At 61.6% G+C, this 16,729-nt stretch carries 15 protein-coding genes; 13 read left to right on the forward strand and 2 right to left on the reverse strand.

Annotated features, from left to right (window positions below):
* Positions 1-15 precede the first annotated feature (15 nt).
* On the reverse strand, positions 16-474 hold the full coding sequence (gene sixA, locus U0004_RS10950) for a phosphohistidine phosphatase SixA (protein WP_070254143.1): 459 nt from the start codon (positions 472-474) through the stop codon (positions 16-18).
* Positions 475-500: 26 nt separating this feature from the next.
* On the reverse strand, positions 501-2,594 hold the full coding sequence (gene ppk1 / locus U0004_RS10955) for a polyphosphate kinase 1 (protein WP_034778120.1): 2,094 nt from the start codon (positions 2,592-2,594) through the stop codon (positions 501-503).
* Positions 2,595-2,865: 271 nt separating this feature from the next.
* Here ppk1 and pstS point away from each other — a divergent pair, with 271 nt between their 5' ends.
* The 13 genes from pstS (at position 2,866) to U0004_RS11020 (ending at position 16,721) form a co-directional block, all read left to right on the forward strand.
* Positions 2,866-3,915 carry a phosphate ABC transporter substrate-binding protein PstS gene (pstS, locus tag U0004_RS10960; RefSeq protein WP_034778123.1) on the forward strand — a complete coding sequence of 350 codons (1,050 nt, stop codon included), beginning with the start codon at positions 2,866-2,868 and terminating at the stop codon, positions 3,913-3,915.
* 308 nt (positions 3,916-4,223) lie between these two features.
* Complete coding sequence (pstC, locus tag U0004_RS10965) at positions 4,224-5,195, forward strand: phosphate ABC transporter permease subunit PstC (protein ID WP_225240714.1); 972 nt, start codon at positions 4,224-4,226, stop codon at positions 5,193-5,195.
* A complete protein-coding gene (pstA, locus tag U0004_RS10970) occupies positions 5,192-6,088 on the forward strand; it encodes a phosphate ABC transporter permease PstA (RefSeq protein WP_034778127.1) in 897 nt (298 codons plus the stop codon). The genes pstC and pstA overlap by 4 nt, the downstream gene beginning before the upstream one ends.
* A 38-nt stretch (positions 6,089-6,126) precedes the next feature.
* The gene (gene pstB, locus U0004_RS10975; protein WP_010396817.1) at positions 6,127-6,909 is read left to right on the forward strand and encodes a phosphate ABC transporter ATP-binding protein PstB; all 783 of its coding nucleotides are present in this window, start codon (positions 6,127-6,129) and stop codon (positions 6,907-6,909) included.
* Between the two features lie 47 nt (positions 6,910-6,956).
* The gene (phoU, locus tag U0004_RS10980) at positions 6,957-7,667 is read left to right on the forward strand and encodes a phosphate signaling complex protein PhoU (protein ID WP_070254142.1); all 711 of its coding nucleotides are present in this window, start codon (positions 6,957-6,959) and stop codon (positions 7,665-7,667) included.
* 5 nt (positions 7,668-7,672) lie between these two features.
* Complete coding sequence (locus tag U0004_RS10985; protein WP_034755074.1) at positions 7,673-8,362, forward strand: response regulator; 690 nt, start codon at positions 7,673-7,675, stop codon at positions 8,360-8,362.
* A gap of 11 nt (positions 8,363-8,373) precedes the next feature.
* Positions 8,374-9,690, forward strand: a complete 1,317-nt coding sequence (phoR, locus tag U0004_RS10990; RefSeq protein ID WP_034778134.1) for a phosphate regulon sensor histidine kinase PhoR — start codon at positions 8,374-8,376, stop codon at positions 9,688-9,690.
* Between the two features lie 76 nt (positions 9,691-9,766).
* Positions 9,767-10,963, forward strand: coding sequence for a selenoneine synthase SenA (senA, locus tag U0004_RS10995; protein ID WP_231958585.1), 1,197 nt, complete (start codon positions 9,767-9,769; stop codon positions 10,961-10,963).
* 33 nt (positions 10,964-10,996) lie between these two features.
* Entirely contained in the window at positions 10,997-12,943 is a 1,947-nt protein-coding gene (locus tag U0004_RS11000) for a UvrD-helicase domain-containing protein (protein ID WP_070254141.1), read from the forward strand.
* Between the two features lie 219 nt (positions 12,944-13,162).
* Positions 13,163-14,077 (forward strand): NAD-dependent epimerase/dehydratase family protein, encoded by a 915-nt coding sequence (locus tag U0004_RS11005; RefSeq protein ID WP_070254146.1) that lies wholly within the window; start codon positions 13,163-13,165, stop codon positions 14,075-14,077.
* A 384-nt stretch (positions 14,078-14,461) separates the two neighbouring features.
* Positions 14,462-14,845 (forward strand): LiaF transmembrane domain-containing protein, encoded by a 384-nt coding sequence (locus U0004_RS11010; protein WP_070254145.1) that lies wholly within the window; start codon positions 14,462-14,464, stop codon positions 14,843-14,845.
* Positions 14,835-15,638, forward strand: a complete 804-nt coding sequence (locus tag U0004_RS11015) for a LiaI-LiaF-like domain-containing protein (RefSeq protein ID WP_034778147.1) — start codon at positions 14,835-14,837, stop codon at positions 15,636-15,638. The genes U0004_RS11010 and U0004_RS11015 overlap by 11 nt, the downstream gene beginning before the upstream one ends.
* 6 nt (positions 15,639-15,644) lie before the next feature.
* The gene (locus tag U0004_RS11020; RefSeq protein ID WP_034778149.1) at positions 15,645-16,721 is read left to right on the forward strand and encodes a sensor histidine kinase; all 1,077 of its coding nucleotides are present in this window, start codon (positions 15,645-15,647) and stop codon (positions 16,719-16,721) included.
* Positions 16,722-16,729 lie beyond the last annotated feature (8 nt).

Below are 16,729 nucleotides of genomic sequence, written 5' to 3' on the forward strand. Positions count from 1 at the left end.
TTTTGCGCATTTCCTTCATTTCACTACCAGGTCATGCGCCATCACGGCTTTCAAATAGACGCTGATCGGATCTCCCGGTTCGCGCTGGGAAAACCACCATGCGCTGGCCTTGCGCAGTTCCCATTCCTGTTCTTCTCCCGTCAGCAGCAGGGCGGCCGCCTGGCCCAGGGTGGGCTGGTGGCCGACGATGAGCACGGTTTCCTTGCCGCCGGGCCAGTTGGCCGCCTTGAGGATATCTTCCGCCTCGGCGCCGGGTGCCAGTTCCGGCATCAGCTTGAACTTGCGGCCCAGCGCTTCGGCCGTTTGCAGGGTGCGCAGGGCGGGGCTGACGAGGATGCGGCAGTTTTCCGGCAATTGCGAAGCGAGCCATTCGCCCATGCGGCGCGCCTGTTTCTGCCCTTTGACGGTCAGGGCGCGTTCGAGATCGGGAACGCCCGGCTCGGCTTCTGCGTGTCGCCACAAGATGAGATCCATGTTGTGCTCCTCTGTGTTGAAATTGCCTATTCGCCGACCTCCGCGCCCGGCGTGCCCAGTGTGTGCATCAGGTATTGCTGGGCGCTGAACGGCGTTTGCTTGCCGCGTGGCTTGCGGCGCGCATAGTGGCCCGTCGGCTCCAGTTCCCATGCATTTGTATTATCCTTCAAATATGGATTCAGGCCCTCGGCGATCACGCGCCGCTTCAGCGCCCGGTCCAGTACGGGGAAGGCCACTTCCACGCGGCGGAACAGGTTGCGGCTCATCCAGTCGGCGCTGGCCAGGTAGACATCGTGCGCCAGGTCGTTGCGGAAGTAGTAGATGCGGCTGTGTTCGAGGAAGCGGCCGATCACGGAGCGCACCTTGATGTTTTCCGACAGGCCGGGCACGCCCGGCTTCAGGGTGCAGGCGCCGCGCACGATCAGGTCGATCTTCACGCCATCGGTCGAGGCCGCATACAGGGCGCGGATCACGGATTCGTCGACCAGTGCGTTGACTTTCACGATGATGCGCCCGCGCCGGCCCGAACGGGCAATCTTCGCCTCGTTGCGGATGGCCTTGATGATCTCGCTTTGCAGGCCGAACGGCGCCAGCCACAAATGGTTCAGGTTGTGCGGCTTGGTCAGGCTGGTCAGGTGGATGAAGACTTCGTTCACTTCCACGGCCAGGTCCTGGTTCGCCGTCAGCAAACCAAAATCCGTGTACAGCTTGGTGGTCGTGGGGTGGTAGTTGCCGGTGCCCAGGTGGGCGTAGAAGCGCAAGGAGCCTTCTTCGCGGCGGATGACGAGCGCCACCTTGGCATGGGTCTTCAGTCCCACGACGCCGTACACGACTTGCGCGCCGGCCTGTTCCAGCTTGTCGGCCCAGTTGATATTGGCTTCTTCGTCGAAGCGCGCCATCAATTCCACGATGACGGTCACCTCCTTGCCCATCTTCGCCGCCGTGATCAAGGATTCCATCAGGTCCGAATTCATGCCCGTGCGGTAGATCGTCTGCTTGATGGCCACGACGGAGGGATCGTAGGCGGCGCTGCGGATGAAGTCGATCACCGTCTGGAACGATTGATAGGGGTGGTGCAGCAGGATGTCGTGCTTGGTCAGCGCGGCAAAGATGTCGTTGCCGATGGCTTTATGGGCCAGACCGGGGAAAAACGGCGGAAAGCGCAGCTCCGGCTGCTTGACGTGGTCGATCATTTCCGACAGGCGCACCAGGTTCACGGGGCCGTTGACACGGTACAAACGGCTTTGATCCAGGCTGAACTGGTCGAGCAGGAATTGCGACAATTCTGGCGGGCAATTGCGCGCCACTTCCAGGCGCACGGAGGTGCCGAACTGGCGGCCCACCAGCTCGCCTTTCAAGGCCTGGCGCAGGTTCTTGACTTCGTCTTCATCGACCCACAGGTCGCTGTCGCGCGTGACGCGGAATTGCGAATAGGCGATCACTTCGCGTCCGGCGAACAGGTCCGAGATATGCGCGTGGATGACGGACGATAATAAACAGAAGGACACGCCATCGCCGGAAATCTCGTCCGGCAGCTTGATGACGCGTGGCAAGACGCGGGGCGCCTTGACGATGGCGATCGCCGTGCCGCGGCCGAACGCATCCTTGCCGCTCAGCGAGACGATGAAATTGAGACTTTTATTGACCACTTGCGGGAATGGGTGGGCCGGGTCGAGGCCGATCGGCGTCAGCAGGGGGCGCACTTCGCGGTCGAAGTATTGCTTGACCCACGCGCGCTGCGCCTCGTTGCGGTCGCTGTCGCGCAGCAAATGCACGCCCGCTTCGCGCAGGGCCGGCAAGACGTCGTTATTCAATATCTCGTACTGGCGTTCCACCAGCGCATGGCATTCCTTGCCGATACGCTCCAGGTTGGCAGCCAGGGCAGGGTGGCCCGCCAGCGAACCGCCGATGCTGCCGGCCGCCAGCAGGCTGGCCACGCGCACCTCGAAGAACTCATCCATGTTACTGCTGACGATGCACAGGTAGCGCAGGCGCTCGAGCAGCGGAATGTTCGGATCTTCCGCCTGGGCCATCACGCGCCGGTTGAAAGTCAGTTGCGACAGCTCGCGGTCAAGCAGGATGCCCGATTTGGTCACTTCCGTGTGCAGTTCAGGTTTCATATTCTTTTGTCTTTGCAGATAGTTAATTCTAGCCGTATTTCATCATGTATGACGCGTTGTGAGTGTAATCATGAAATATGACGTAAGCGTGACATAAGCTGTCATAAAGCGTCGCCCGCGCTGTCATTTTTCACGCCGAAAATGGCATTTCCCGGGGCGTAGCCAATTATTTCAGGAATTTTTACCCATGTCATAAAGCTGTCATATTCGCTTGCTAGACTGCGCAGCATTCAACCGGGACTTTGAGCCCTAACAACCCTGAGGACTTGATATGCAAATGAAGCAAATGTTCAAATTTATCGTCGTGGGTGCTTCGGCAGCGATGGCATTTTCTTCCGCTTCCGTCATGGCGGCAGATATGACAGGTGCTGGCGCAACCTTCCCGTACCCGATCTACGCCAAATGGGCTGAGACGTACAAAGCTAACACGGGCAACGGCCTGAACTACCAGTCCGTCGGTTCCGGCGCTGGCATCAAGCAAATCAAGGCCAAGACTGTTGAATTCGGCGCCTCGGACATGCCTTTGAAGGCAGAAGAGCTGGAAGAAGCGGGCTTGATGCAGTTCCCGGCCATCATGGGCGGCGTGGTCACCATCGTCAACCTGGACGGTGTGACCCCAGGCCAGCTGAAAATGACGGGTAAAGTCGTTGGCGACATCTACCTGGGCAAGATCACCAAGTGGAGCGCTCCTGAAATCGCCGCGCTGAACAGTGGCGTCAAGCTGCCGGACACGGAAATCACCGTGGTGCACCGCGCCGACGGTTCGGGCACCTCGTTCCTGTTCACCGACTTCCTGTCGAAAACCAACCCGGAATTCAAATCGAAAATCGGCGCTGGCTCGGCTGTGAAATGGGCCGTGGGCGTGGGCGGCAAGGGTAACGAAGGCGTCGCCGCCAACGTACAGCGTATCAAGGGTTCGATCGGCTACGTCGAGTGGGCTTACGCCAAGAAAAACAAGATGTCGCACACCCAGCTGCAAAACAAGGATGGCAACTTCCTGCAACCTGACGACGAAAACTTCAAGGCAGCAGCCGCTTCGGCACCTTGGACGCAAACCCCAGGCTTCGGCGTGGTCCTGACCGACCAGGCTGGCAAGAACAGCTGGCCTATCACCGGCGTGTCGTTCATCCTGATGCACAAAGTCCAGGCTGACGCAGGCAAGGCAAAAGAAGTCCTGAAATTCTTCGACTGGGCCTACAAGAACGGCGGCCCTGCTGCCGTCGAACTGGACTACGTGCCGATGCCTGCATCGGTCGTGAAACTGGTGCAAGAGTCGTGGAAAGCTAACCTGAAAGATGCTTCCGGCAAGTCGATCTACTAATAAACCTACTGCGCGGCGCTATTTGCGGCCTGCGATGCTCACTGTGCTAAAGCACAGCTCCGCTTCTCAGCCACAACTAGTTGCCGCTCGCTACGGTTTATTCAAGCAAGAATGTCCTTGCCCCCGCCAGCAGTACGGCGGGGCAGGGAGTTAGCCAGGACCGCCCGCAAGCCCTTGCAGACGGTCCTGGCTAAAGAAGCAACAATAAAACAAGAGTTCAAAATAGCGACACCGGCAGTACCACCCACATCTGGCACAATATGAGCGCACAATCTACCTCCTCCACGATCCCCATGCCAGGCGGCACCATGACCGATTCCATCAGTCACGCGCAAATGCTTTCCACCATGCGCAAGCAGCGCTTCCAGGATTTCATGTTCCACAAGGTGACGATGCTGTTCGCCCTGTCGGTGCTGATCGTCCTGGTCGGCATCATCATTTCGCTGATCATGGAATCGATACCGGCCTTCAAGACCTTCGGCCTGCATTTCATCGTGTCCGCGGAATGGGACCCCGTCAATGACCAGTACGGCGCCCTGATCCCCATCATCGGCACCCTGGTGACCTCGGTTATCGCCTTGCTGATCGCCTTTCCCGTCAGCTTCGGCATTGCTTTGTTCCTCACGGAAATCTGCCCGGCCTGGCTGCGCCGCCCGCTGGGCACGGCTGTCGAATTGCTGGCCGGCGTGCCATCGATCATCTACGGCATCTGGGGCCTGTTCGTGTTTGCGCCCCTGTTTGCTGACCACGTCCAGCCTATCCTGAAAGCCACCCTCGGCAACGTGCCCGTCATCGGCCAGCTGTTCAGCGGCCCCATGATGGGCATCGGCTTGCTGACGGCCGGCCTGGTGCTGGCCATCATGATCATCCCCTTCATCGCTTCCGTGATGCGCGACGTGTTCGAGATCGTCCCTGCCGTGCTGAAGGAATCCGCATACGGCCTGGGCTGCACGCGCTGGGAAGTCGTACGCAAGATCGTCTTGCCATACACCAAGACCGGCGTCGTCGGCGGCGTCATGCTGGGCCTGGGCCGCGCACTGGGCGAGACCATGGCCGTCACCTTCGTCATCGGCAACGCGAATAAACTGTCGTGGTCGCTGTTTGCCGCCGGTAACAGCATCACCTCCTTGCTGGCCAATGAATTCGGCGAAGCGCAATCCGAGCTGCACGTGGCCTCGCTGTTCTCGCTGGCCCTGATCCTGTTTGTCATCACCTTTATCGTCTTATCCGCCGCCAAGCTGATGCTGGCTGGCATGTCCCGCAAGGAAGGCACGAAATGAGCCAGCTCAGCCAAGTTAGCACCCACGAAGCTCCGGTCAAGCCGGCCATGAACCCTGTCTACCGCAAGCGCCTGCTGATGCACCGCATCGGCATCGCCCTGTCGGTGGCCGCCATGGCCCTGGGCCTGGCCGTGCTCGTGTGGATCCTGTTCACCCTGGTGATCAAGGGTTTCGGCGCCTTGTCCGTCGACCTGTTCACGCAAACGACGCCGGCTCCCGGCAGCGAAGGCGGCGGCCTGATCAATGCCATCGTCGGCAGCGCCCTGATGGTGGGCCTGGCCACCGTGGTCAGCACCCCGATCGGCATCCTGGCCGGCATCTACCTGGCCGAATACGGCGAAGAAAACAAGCTGGCGCAAGTGACGCGTTTTGTGACGGACATCATGCTGTCGGCGCCATCGATCGTCATCGGCCTGTTCGTGTATGCGCTGTATGTGGCCCACGTCAAACACTTCTCCGGCTATGCGGGCGCCATCGCGCTGTCCCTGATCGCCGTGCCGGTGGTCGTGCGCACGACGGACAATATGCTGCGTCTGGTGCCGAACAGCCTGCTGGAAGCCGCGTTTGCCCTCGGCGCGCCGCGCTGGAAGGTCGCTACCCTGGTGCGCTTGCGCGCCGTCAAGGCGGGCGTCATCACCGGCGTGCTGCTGGCATTGGCCCGCATCGCCGGCGAAACGGCGCCGCTGCTGTTCACGGCCCTGAATAACCAGTTCCAAAGCTTCAACATGAATGCGCCGATGGCCAACTTGCCGTCCGTCATCGCATCGTTTGCGATGAGCCCGTACGACAACTGGCGTTCGCTGGCATGGGGCGGCGCACTGCTGATCACCTTCAGCGTGCTGGCCTTGAATATCCTGTCGCGCACCGTGTTCAGCCAAAAAGTCCCTAATTAAACAGATATCGAGCGAAGCGAACCCATATGAATACGCAAATGAATCCAGCCCAAGACCTGGCGCCAAAGAAGAAAACCATCGAGATTTCGGGCCTGAACTTTTTTTACGGCAAAACGCAAAGCTTGCATAACGTCAACCTGGACATCCACGAAAAGAAAGTCACGGCTTTCATCGGCCCGTCCGGTTGCGGCAAGTCGACCCTGCTGCGCACCCTGAACCGCATGTATGACCTGTATCCGGGCCAGCGCGCGGAAGGCTCGATCCTGTACCGCGGCCGCAACGTGCTCGACGCCGACCAGGACGTCAACATGCTGCGCGCCAAGGTCGGCATGGTGTTCCAGAAGCCGACGCCGTTCCCCATGTCCGTGTACGACAACATCGCCTTCGGCGTGCGCCTGTATGAAGACCTGTCGAAGGGCGAGATGGACGAACGCGTCGAGTGGGCCCTGAAAAAGGCCGCGCTGTGGGGCGAAGTCAAGGATAAGCTGAGCAAGAGCGGCCTGTCGCTGTCGGGCGGCCAGCAGCAGCGTTTGTGCATCGCGCGCGGCGTGGCCGTGAAACCGGACGTCTTGCTGCTCGATGAGCCGACCTCGGCGCTGGACCCGATCTCGACCTCGAAAGTGGAAGAGCTGATCAGCGAACTGAAACAGGATTACACGATCGCCATCGTGACGCACAATATGCAGCAGGCGGCGCGCTGCTCCGATTACACGGCCTATATGTACCTGGGCGAGCTGGTGGAATTCGGCGAAACGGACCAGATCTTCATGAATCCGGCCCGCAAGGAAACGCAGGATTACATCACGGGCCGCTTCGGCTGATCCATCCCGCATAGCGACTACAAGACAACTGAATACGGAGAGACAGCATGATAGGCGAACATTCATCCAAGCAATACGACAACGAACTCGAAGCGATCCGCTCGAAAGTGCTCCTGATGGGCGGCATCGTTGAAACCCAGTTCCTCGACGCGATGACGTGCTTTCGCATCGGCAACCCGGAACGCGCCGACCGCGTGATGCGCGAAGACGACGTCGTCAATCAGCTGGAAGTGTCGCTGGACGACGCCTGCAGCCACCTGATCGTGCGCCGCCAGCCGGTCGCCAACGACTTGCGCACCATCATGGCCACCATCAAGGTGATTACCGACCTCGAGCGAGTAGGCGACGAAGCGACGAAAATCGCCCGCGTGGCGAAGAATCTGCACAAGCGCGGCAACGGCGTCGTCAACCATTACGAGATGGTGCGCGGCATCGCCAACACGGCCACCGACATGCTGCACGACGCCCTGGACGCATTCGCGCGCAACGATGGCAAGCAGGCTTTACAATTAATTGCACAAGATGCCATCATCGACCATGAGTTTCGGTCTATCATGCGCAACTTGATCACCTTTATGATGGAAGACCCGCGCACGATTTCGGCGGCGCTCGATACCCTGTGGGTGGCCAAGGCCATCGAACGGATCGGCGACCATGCGAAAAACATCGCCGAATACGTGATTTACGTGGTTGAAGGCAAGGACATCCGCCACACCAAGGTGGCTGCTCCCGCCATTTCCGAGGAGCTCCCTGAGTAAGCTTTATGGCATCTGATAAAACCACGGTATTGATTGTTGAAGATGAGCCGGCCATCGTTGAACTGGTTACCTATTCGCTGCGCGAATCCGGCTGGAATTGCTGTTCTGTACAAAACGTTGCTGATGCCTGGGAATTCATCCAGCACCGCACGCCGCATCTGATCCTGCTGGACTGGATGCTGCCGGACCAGACGGGCTTGCGCCTGCTGTCGCGCATCCGCGCCGACCGCAATTTCGCCGCCATCCCCGTCATCATGCTCACCGCCAAGAGCATGGAAGAAGACAAGCTGGCCGGCTTGAACAGCGGGGCCGACGATTACGTCACCAAGCCGTTCTCGCCGCGCGAGCTGCTGGCCCGTGCCAAGGCGCTGTTGCGACGCAAGAGCCCGGAACACGCGCAGGCGCCCATGCGCGCCGGCAACGTGGCACTGGACCCCGTCAGCTGCACGGTGATGATGGATGAACAGAAGATCGATATCGGCCATGCCGAATACAAGCTGCTGAAATTCCTGCTGGCCCATCCGGAGCGCGTGTTTTCGCGCAGCCAGCTGCTCGACAAGGTGTGGGGCGACCATGTGGTGATCGAGGAACGCACGGTCGATGTCCACGTATTGCGCTTGCGCAAAGCCTTGAAGGAGGCGGAAAGCCTGATCAAGACGGTGCGCAGCGTCGGCTACATGTTGTCTGAAAAGTAAAGCTGGCCTCTATGAATCCGAAATTGCTGTTCTGGGTACCGGCCGCCTTGCGCATGGTGCTGGCGCTGCTGGGCGTAGCCGTCGTCTGGTATCTGTTTGGCGCCACGTATGCGCTGGGCATCGCCTTCGTGCTGATGGCCATGATGGTGTTCGTGCAGCTGTCGTATCTGTTCCAGCTGAGTAATTGGCTGGACAATCCGCAAAGCGCCAAGCTGCCCGACGGCTGGGGCGCCTGGACCAGCATCTTCGCGCGCCTGTACCGCATGCGCCGCGACGACGAGAAAAACCAGGCCGAGCTGACGGAATGGCTGGCGCGTTTCCGCCAGGCCATGCACCTGTTGCCGGACGGCGTCGTCATCATGGATGACGTGCTGTTCCTCGAATGGTGCAACCCGGCCGCCGAGAAGCATCTGGGCCTCACGCACGAGCGCGACAAGGGCATGCGCGTGACTAACCTGATCCGCAGCCCCGAGTTCATGGATTACATCATCCTGGGCCGCTACGACCAGCCGCTGACGATCACTTTCCGCAACCGCAAGCTGATCGTGCAGATCATTCCGTTTGAAAACCGCCGCCAGATCCTCGTCACGCACGATGTGACGGAGACGGAACGCATCGAAATGATGCGCCGCGACTTCATCGCCAACGCCTCGCACGAACTGCGCACGCCGCTGACGGTCATCGTGGGCTTCCTGGAAATCGCTTCCGCCGAGCTGGACCTGGACGCCGCCACGCGCGCCGCCCACCTCAAGCTGATGACGGAGCAGGGCCACCGCATGCAGCATCTGATCGAGGACATGCTGACCCTGTCGCGCCTGGAATCGGTCGATTACCCGCTGCGCCCCGAGCCCGTGGATATCAAAAAGCTCATGCAGCAAGTCTTGCGCGACGCCAAGGGCTTGTCGGCGGGCAAGCATGAAGTGACCATGGAATGCAACGGTCCCGATGTGCTGGGCAGCTACGACGAGCTGTACAGCGCGTTTGGCAACCTGGCTTCGAACGCCGTGCGCTACACGCCGGCCGGCGGCACCATCACCCTGCGCTGGCAGGATGGCCCGGCCGGACCGCAATTCATCGCGCAAGATACGGGCATCGGCATCAGCCAGGAACATATCTCGCGTTTGACGGAACGTTTCTACCGCGTCGACAAGAGCCGTTCGCGCGAAACCCAGGGCACGGGCCTGGGCCTGGCCATCGTCAAGCACGTGCTGCTGCGCCATGGCGGCACCTTGGCCATCCAGTCCGTGGCCGACAAGGGCAGCAGCTTTATCGTCAGCATGCCCAAATCCGTCGTCACGCCGCTGCAGGGCGAGTTGCTGGTCAAGTAGGCCGGGGGAGGGAAGCATCCCTCCCCGTTACCCGTGCGACTAGTGCAAGGATGGCATAAGTCGTTACAATCAGGCCATGACTTTAATCAACGCCTCTTTTCGCCACGCCGGCGCGCAGCAACTGGCCCAGTCGCTGCAGGCCGCGCGCCAGGATACTCTTTCCCTGTTCGATTGTTACGTCACGGCCGGACTGGACGTGGTGGCCGGCCTGCCCCGGCATCCGCGCCTCACGCCACCCTTGTGGCAACTTGCGCACATCGCCTGGTTTGCCGAGTGGTTCATCCTGCGCGAAGCCGCTTCCAGCCATCCGGCCGACGCCATTTATAACTCCCTGCTGACGCGCGGCGACGACTTGTTCGACGCCAACATGGTGGAGCATCGCGCGCGCTGGAAGCTGGAACTGCCCAGCTCGGGCGCCGTGAAAACGTATTGCCACGAGGTGCTCGACAGGGTTTTGGATAAACTCTCGCGCGAAGCCAATGTCGACAGCGCCCTGGCGCCGTACCGGCTGGCGCTGGCGCATGAAGACTTGTGCGGCGAGGAAATGCTGGCCGGCTTGCAATGGATGGGCCTGGAAGCACCGGAATCCCTGTCGGCCAGCCCGGCCTTGCCGCCAGGGGCGGGCGAGATCGCTTTTCCAGGCGGCACCATTGAACTGGGCTCGCCGCGCGGCGCCGGGTTTGCCTTCGACAATGAATCGCCGCCCTACAGTTGCTACGTGGCGCCGTTTTCCATCGATGCCTGCGCCGTATCCAACGCCCAGTTTGCCGATTTTGTCGCCGATGGCGGCTACCAGAACCGCCAGTTCTGGAGCGCGGCCGGCAGTGCCTGGCTGATGCAGCAGGAACGCTCGTCGCCCCTGTACTGGCTGCGCGAAGCAACGCAGTGGCGCACCATGCGTTTCGGCCAGCGCACGACCTTGCCGCCGAACGAAGCCGTGCGCCACATCAACCTGTATGAGGCGCAGGCGTATTGCGCCTGGGCGGGGCGCCGCCTGGCGACCGAGGCGGAATGGGAGTATGCTGCGCTGTCCGGCCATCCGCGTTTCCATTGGGGCCAGGTGTGGGAGTGGACGGCGACGCCGTTCGAGCCGTATCCGGGCTTTGCGGTGGATGCCTGGCGCGAATATTCCGCGCCATATTTCATGCAGCACCAGGTGCTGCGCGGCGCCGCCTTCGCCACGCCGCCGCGGCTGCATTCGGCCCGCATGCGCGCCTTCCACGCGCCCGAACGGGGCGACATCTTTGCCGGCCTGCGCACCTGCGCCTGGTAGCGCGCCGAGAACAGACATCATTTCAGGATACCCTTGAGTACAGATAACGCCCCGCAGTTCATTCCCAAACGCATCACGCCCACGCCGGAACAGGTCGCCATCCAGACGGCGCAAAAGAAAGTGGTGCTGATCGACGCCAATGCTGGCGCGGCCAAGACGACGACCCTGGCCCTGCGGCTGGCCGAAGCGCTGCACCGGGGCCGCGCGCCCGAGCGCATGCTGGCCCTCGTGTTTACGGAGGCGGCGCGCGTGGCCCTGCGCCAGCGCCTGCTGGAAGTGGGTGTGCCGCTGGGCGTCGTCAAGCGCCTGACCGTCGACACTTTCGATGCCTTTGCCGCCAAGGTGCTGCGGCAGCTGGAAAACATGCAGGTGGCATCCATGCGCAGCGATGAAGAGTTGCGCCCGGTAGCCTGGGAAGCGCTGGAAGTGGTATCGGAGAAATACGCCCACCGCTACCCGCTGGAAATCAATACGACGAACGGGGCGATCGCCGAATTCTTGAAATTGCAGCTGCGCACCAAGGCGCGCCTGGATTTTCAAAATCCTGACTTCGAGAGCAATTCCCTGGACGACAATCTGGAAATGCTGGGCATGTCGCGCACGCATTATCTGTGGCTGCGCGAATACGAAGGCTTGCGCGGCGCCGACACGGGCGACATCCAGTTCCGCGCGCCCTTCGACGCCACCTACGACCTGGTGCGCATGCTCGACGGCGACGAGCCGCTGCGCCAGCAATTGCCGGCCTTCCAGATCATCGTGGCCGATGAATTGCACGATTTGAACGAAGCGTCGTTCCGCCTGCTGACCATGCTGATACGCCGCGGTAACGCGTTTTTCTGCGGCGCCGGCGACAAGGATCAAGTCATCTATACGTGGTCGGGCGCCGACCACCGCTTCCTGCGCCAGCGCTTCGAGCAGGAATTCCCCACCTTGCAGCGCCTGCCGTTGACGGCGTCCTACCGCTACGGCCCGCAATTGGCACACGCCGTGGGCGTGCTGAAAAACAAGGCCAGCGTGTCGGCCCTGTCGCGCGCCACGCACATCGAAGTGCTGCAATACGAGCATGCGCAGCCGCAGGCCTGCAGTGCCCAGCTGATCGCCGCGCTCGAACACGCGCATGCGGGCACGACGGCCATTTTGCTGCGCGACCGCGACCAGGCCATCCGCGTGGAAACGGCACTGTTCCAGAGCGGCATCGCGTATGGCCTGGTGGACATGAACAGCTATCTGCTGAGCCTGGAAGTGCTGATGCTGCGCGGCATGGTCGCCATCGCCCGCAAGGATTTACATACGATCAAGAGCGGCCCGCGCCGCGGCGAAATCCTCGAAGCGCTGGTGGCGTTCGCGGAAATCCCGTTTACACGCGGTGAGCTCCAGCAAGCCAAGGCCGATGTGGCCAACTATCCCGACTTGCTGGAAGGCTTCTTGACGAACCAGCTGGCCAAGTCGCACAACCAGGACAAGGCGGCGTTGACTCTGGCCGCTGTCGATTACCTGCGCGCGCTGCCCCCCGACGCCTTGGCGGGCGACGCCCTGCAGCACATCTTTGGCCTGATGCAGCTGGAACAGACGGCGCGCCGCATCTATGTCGACCCGGCCCAGGCGCGGGTCGTCGCCCGTTCCCTGCACGGTTTTATTGCCGTGTGCCGCGAAGCGGGCGTGGCGCTGGGCGGCTTTGCCGGCTGGCTGGGCGAGATGGAAGAAGCCGTGACGGTCTCGACCGGCAAGGCCAAACTCGTCATCGCCTGCATCGACCAGATCAAGGGCCTCGAATACAACCACGTCATCTTGCCCTACCTGGCCGTCGATGAATTCCCGCGCAGCAAGACCGACCCGCTGGAAGAGGAAAACCGCTTCTATGTGGCCGCCACCCGCGCGCGCGACAGGCTCACCCTGCTGACGCCGGAAGACCCCGCCTATCAGAGCCGCTACATCGCCGCCTTGCAGCTCAAGCAGAAGATTGTTGCGCCGAAGTCATAGATCTTTTGCTGTGCGGCTGCTTTTTGCGAAGGCGGAAACGGCGCATACTTTGTCGGACTGATCACAATCGATCTGAACTTACAAAGGAGGAACGACGCCTAACAAAACCGTAGCGAGCGGCGATGATTTGTGGCTAAGAAGCGCAACCGTGCTAGAGCACGGTGAGCATCGCAGGCCGCAAAGCGCGACGCGCAGTAGGTTTTGTTTGGCGTCCACGGCATGAAAGTGTTTTTGACAGGCGCAGCGGGTTTTATCGGCAGTTCCATCGCGGCGGGCCTCGTGCGCGCCGGCCATCAGGTGACGGGCCTCGTGCGCAAACCCGAGCAGGTGGCCGAGCTGGCCAGCATCGGCGTGCACGGTATCGTCGGCACCTTGAACGATCGCGCATTGCTCATCGAGCAGGCGAAGGCAGCCGATGCCGTCATCAATGCGGCCAGCAGCGACCACCGCGCCGCCGTCGAAGCGATCCTCGAAGCGCTGGCCGGCACGAACAAAGTGTTCCTGCATACAAGCGGCTCGTCCATCGTGGGCGACGCGTCGGGCGGCGAGGGCACGGAACAGATCTATTACGAAGACAAGCTGCCGGCGCCGACGGCAGACAAGGCGGCCCGTGTCGCCATCGATGACCTGATATTGGCCAGCGCAAGCCAGGGCGTGCGCGCCAGCGTGTTGTGCAATACCCTGATCTACGGCCACGGCGCCTTGCCGCGCGACAGCGTGCAGTTGCCGCGCCTGCTGAAACAGGCGCGCAAGAGCGGCATCGTGCGTCACGTGGGGCCGGGCCGCAACATCTGGTCCAACGTGCATATCGACGATGTCGTCAGCCTGTATTTGCTGGCGCTGGAAAAGTCGCCGGCCGGCACGTTTTACTTCGTCGAGTCGGGCGAAGCAGCTTTCCATGACATGACGGCCGCCATCGCCGAGGCACTGGACCTGGGGCCCGCGCAGGATTGGCCGTTGCCCGAGGCGATAGCCGAATGGGGTTACGAGATGGCTTCCTACGGCCTTGGCTCCAACAGCCGCGTGCGCGGCGAGCGGGCGCGCAAGCTGCTGGGCTGGCAGCCGCAGGGCCCGTCCGTGCTGGCATGGATCGGGAACGACATGCTGCATCCGCCGCACGCCATCGCTGTTTGATGTAGCTCAGCAAAACCCCATCAGTGTGCGCTAGCGAACGGTGCTGTATGGCGATCGGGAGTATGATGGCTCTGCTTGGTTGAGACGCACTGCCGTGAAGTTGGCGGCATGTTCGATCTTCCAGCAGGTCAGCCGGTCGCCTCAAGGATCGGCACCAGATTTCTGTTCGCGTTGGCGCCCTGCGCCACGCGGCTGTGCACTGCAACTCCAGGTCGCGGTGTGTACTGCGAACCCCTTCAAGGCCGGCCTAGCCGGTCTTTTTTTTTGCCTGTTGTTTCCGCCGCTGCGCCATTCACCGCCACCTGTCCGCCATTCGCCGAAGCGGTGTTTTCCCATCACCGAAATCCGCGTATCTTTACGATCAACCAACTTCAAGGGGTGACCGTGAAACCTGAACCAGCTTATTGCCGCCGTACCCAGCTGCTGTGGGGCGTGCTGCTGATCGCCATCGGCGCCATCATCTTGCTGGACCGGCTCGATGTGATCTATCTCCACGATTATTATTCACTATGGCATTATTGGCCGGTGATACTGGTCGTCTTCGGCTTGAACAAGCTGCTCACGCCCGTGTCCGCCAAACAGGTGCTGAGCGGTCTGTGGCTGATCTTTTTCGCCGCCTGGTGGTATGTGTCGTATGAAGAACTGTGGAACCTGAGTTTTTATAACAGCTGGCCCGCCTTGCTGATCGCCTGGGGCGTGGGTCTCGTGCTGGAGCCGCTGTTGAACAAACATTTTATTGCCTACCGGGAGTCCGAGCATGAAAAATAAACCGCCGCTGCACTCGCCATCGCAGATCGTGCTGGGCGTCATCGTCATCGGCCTGGGGCTGCTGTTCCTGCTCGATAACCTCGGTTTCATCAACGTGCGCTATACCTTCCGCTTCTGGCCCACGGCGCTGATCGTGTTTGGCCTGCTGAAACTGTCGCAAAGCCGCAGCGCGAACGGCTATCTGGTGGGCGGCATGCTGGTGCTGCTGGGCGTGGCCTGGACCCTCAAGCACATGGGCATCTTCTACATGAACTGGGACTTGCTGTGGCCCTTGCTGATCATCGGCCTGGGTGTGGCCGTGGTGTCGAAGTCCCTGCCCGGCGCGCAGCAGCGCCAGCGCCGCCGGCGCTTTGCCGCGCAGCAAGACGGTACCGCCGCGCCTGACTCGTTCGGCCAGGCCAGGAATGGCGCCGTGTCGCTCGACAAGGACACGGCAGCACCCGGCGCCAGCGGGCAGGCGGACGATGACAGCATCATCGAAGTGACGGCCATCCTCGGCGGCTATGTGCGGCGCGTGTCGTCGCAGCGCTTCAAGGGCGGCGATATCAATGTCATCATGGCCGGCTGCGAGATCGACTTGCGTCAGGCGTCGATCGAAGGCGAAGCCGTGCTCAACGTATTTGCCCTGTGCGGCGGCGTCACCATCAAGATTCCGCCCGACTGGAGCGTCGTGCTGCAGGGCACGCCCATCCTCGGCGGCTTCGAAGAAAAGACCATCGTGCCGCCGAACCAGGCGAAGCGCCTGTATGTGACGGGCTACGCCATCATGGGTGGCCTGGAAATCCGCAACTAGGCGCGCATGTCGGGGCCCCTGTCGAAGCGGCGCGGCGCCGTGGTGGTTTTCCTGGTCTGCATCGCGCTGGGCCTGGCCCTGGCCTTTATCCTGGCCAGGGTGGCCCACGCGCCTTGGCTCAATGCCGTCGTGCTGGTGGTGCCCGCCACGCTCGTGTATGCGATCGGTTCGGGCTTTTCCGCGTTTTACCTGTGCCGCGCCTACCCCTTGCATGCGCGCCATCCGCTTGCCATCGCCGGCGTGATGGGCGTGGCGGCCCTGTTCGCGGGCTTGCTGTGGGCCACCTTGCTGCAATTTTTGAACAGCGTCAGCCTGTTGCTGGAGCTGCGCTGGCTGGGCGTGAACCTGACGCAATCGCTGCTGGCCCTGTTCTTCGGCCTGGGCGTGCTGCTGTATTGCCTGGCTGCCGCCGTGCATTATCTGTTGCTGGAATTCGTGCGCGCCAGGATGGCCGAGCAGCGGGGACTGGAAGCGCAACTGACGGCGCAGGAAGCGCAATTGCGCATGCTGCGCACCCAGATCGATCCGCATTTCCTGTTCAACAGCCTGAACTCCATCAGCGCCTTGACGTCTATCAATGCGGCGGGCGCGCGCCAGATGACGGTGCAGCTGGCCAGCTTCTTTCGCCAGAGCCTGAGCCTGGAAGCGCACAAGCACATTACCGTGGAACAGGAACTGGTGCTGATCCGCCATTTCCTGGCCATCGAGCAAGTGCGCTTCGGCGAGCGTCTGCAAGTGGCGGAAGCCATCGATGCCGCCGCGCTGGCGTGTTTGCTGCCCCCCATGCTGATACAGCCGCTGGTGGAAAATGCCGTCAAGCATGGTATCTGCGGCTTGACGGAGGGCGGCCTGATCGCCATCGAGGCCAGGCGCATGGGCAGCCTGTTGCAGATCGCCGTGCGCAACCCGGTTGACGCGGATCAAGGGCCAGAGCGGGGCAATGGCGTCGGCCTGGAAAATGTGCGCCAGCGCCTGGCCGGTGCGTATGGCCACGAGGCCAGCGTGCACTGGGGCCGGCGCGATGGCCATTTCGAGGTGATGATTTCCATGCCGGCGCAGACCGGCGACACGGAGGAAGCATGATGCAGGCA

The organism is Janthinobacterium lividum, assembly GCF_034424625.1.
Classification (GTDB): Bacteria; Pseudomonadota; Gammaproteobacteria; order Burkholderiales; family Burkholderiaceae_D; genus Janthinobacterium; species Janthinobacterium lividum.

Excerpts from the sequence above, each read along its gene's own strand:
- sixA (WP_070254143.1), bottom strand. The coding sequence starts at position 474 with ATGGATCTCATCTTGTGGCGACACGCAGAAGCCGAGCCGGGCGTTCCC.
- ppk1 (WP_034778120.1), bottom strand. The coding sequence starts at position 2,594 with ATGAAACCTGAACTGCACACGGAAGTGACCAAATCGGGCATCCTGCTT.
- pstS (WP_034778123.1), top strand. The coding sequence starts at position 2,866 with ATGCAAATGAAGCAAATGTTCAAATTTATCGTCGTGGGTGCTTCGGCA.
- pstC (WP_225240714.1), top strand. The coding sequence starts at position 4,224 with ATGACCGATTCCATCAGTCACGCGCAAATGCTTTCCACCATGCGCAAG.
- pstA (WP_034778127.1), top strand. The coding sequence starts at position 5,192 with ATGAGCCAGCTCAGCCAAGTTAGCACCCACGAAGCTCCGGTCAAGCCG.
- pstB (WP_010396817.1), top strand. The coding sequence starts at position 6,127 with ATGAATCCAGCCCAAGACCTGGCGCCAAAGAAGAAAACCATCGAGATT.
- phoU (WP_070254142.1), top strand. The coding sequence starts at position 6,957 with ATGATAGGCGAACATTCATCCAAGCAATACGACAACGAACTCGAAGCG.
- U0004_RS10985 (WP_034755074.1), top strand. The coding sequence starts at position 7,673 with ATGGCATCTGATAAAACCACGGTATTGATTGTTGAAGATGAGCCGGCC.
- phoR (WP_034778134.1), top strand. The coding sequence starts at position 8,374 with ATGAATCCGAAATTGCTGTTCTGGGTACCGGCCGCCTTGCGCATGGTG.
- senA (WP_231958585.1), top strand. The coding sequence starts at position 9,767 with ATGACTTTAATCAACGCCTCTTTTCGCCACGCCGGCGCGCAGCAACTG.
- U0004_RS11005 (WP_070254146.1), top strand. The coding sequence starts at position 13,163 with ATGAAAGTGTTTTTGACAGGCGCAGCGGGTTTTATCGGCAGTTCCATC.
- U0004_RS11015 (WP_034778147.1), top strand. The coding sequence starts at position 14,835 with ATGAAAAATAAACCGCCGCTGCACTCGCCATCGCAGATCGTGCTGGGC.
- U0004_RS11020 (WP_034778149.1), top strand. The coding sequence starts at position 15,645 with ATGTCGGGGCCCCTGTCGAAGCGGCGCGGCGCCGTGGTGGTTTTCCTG.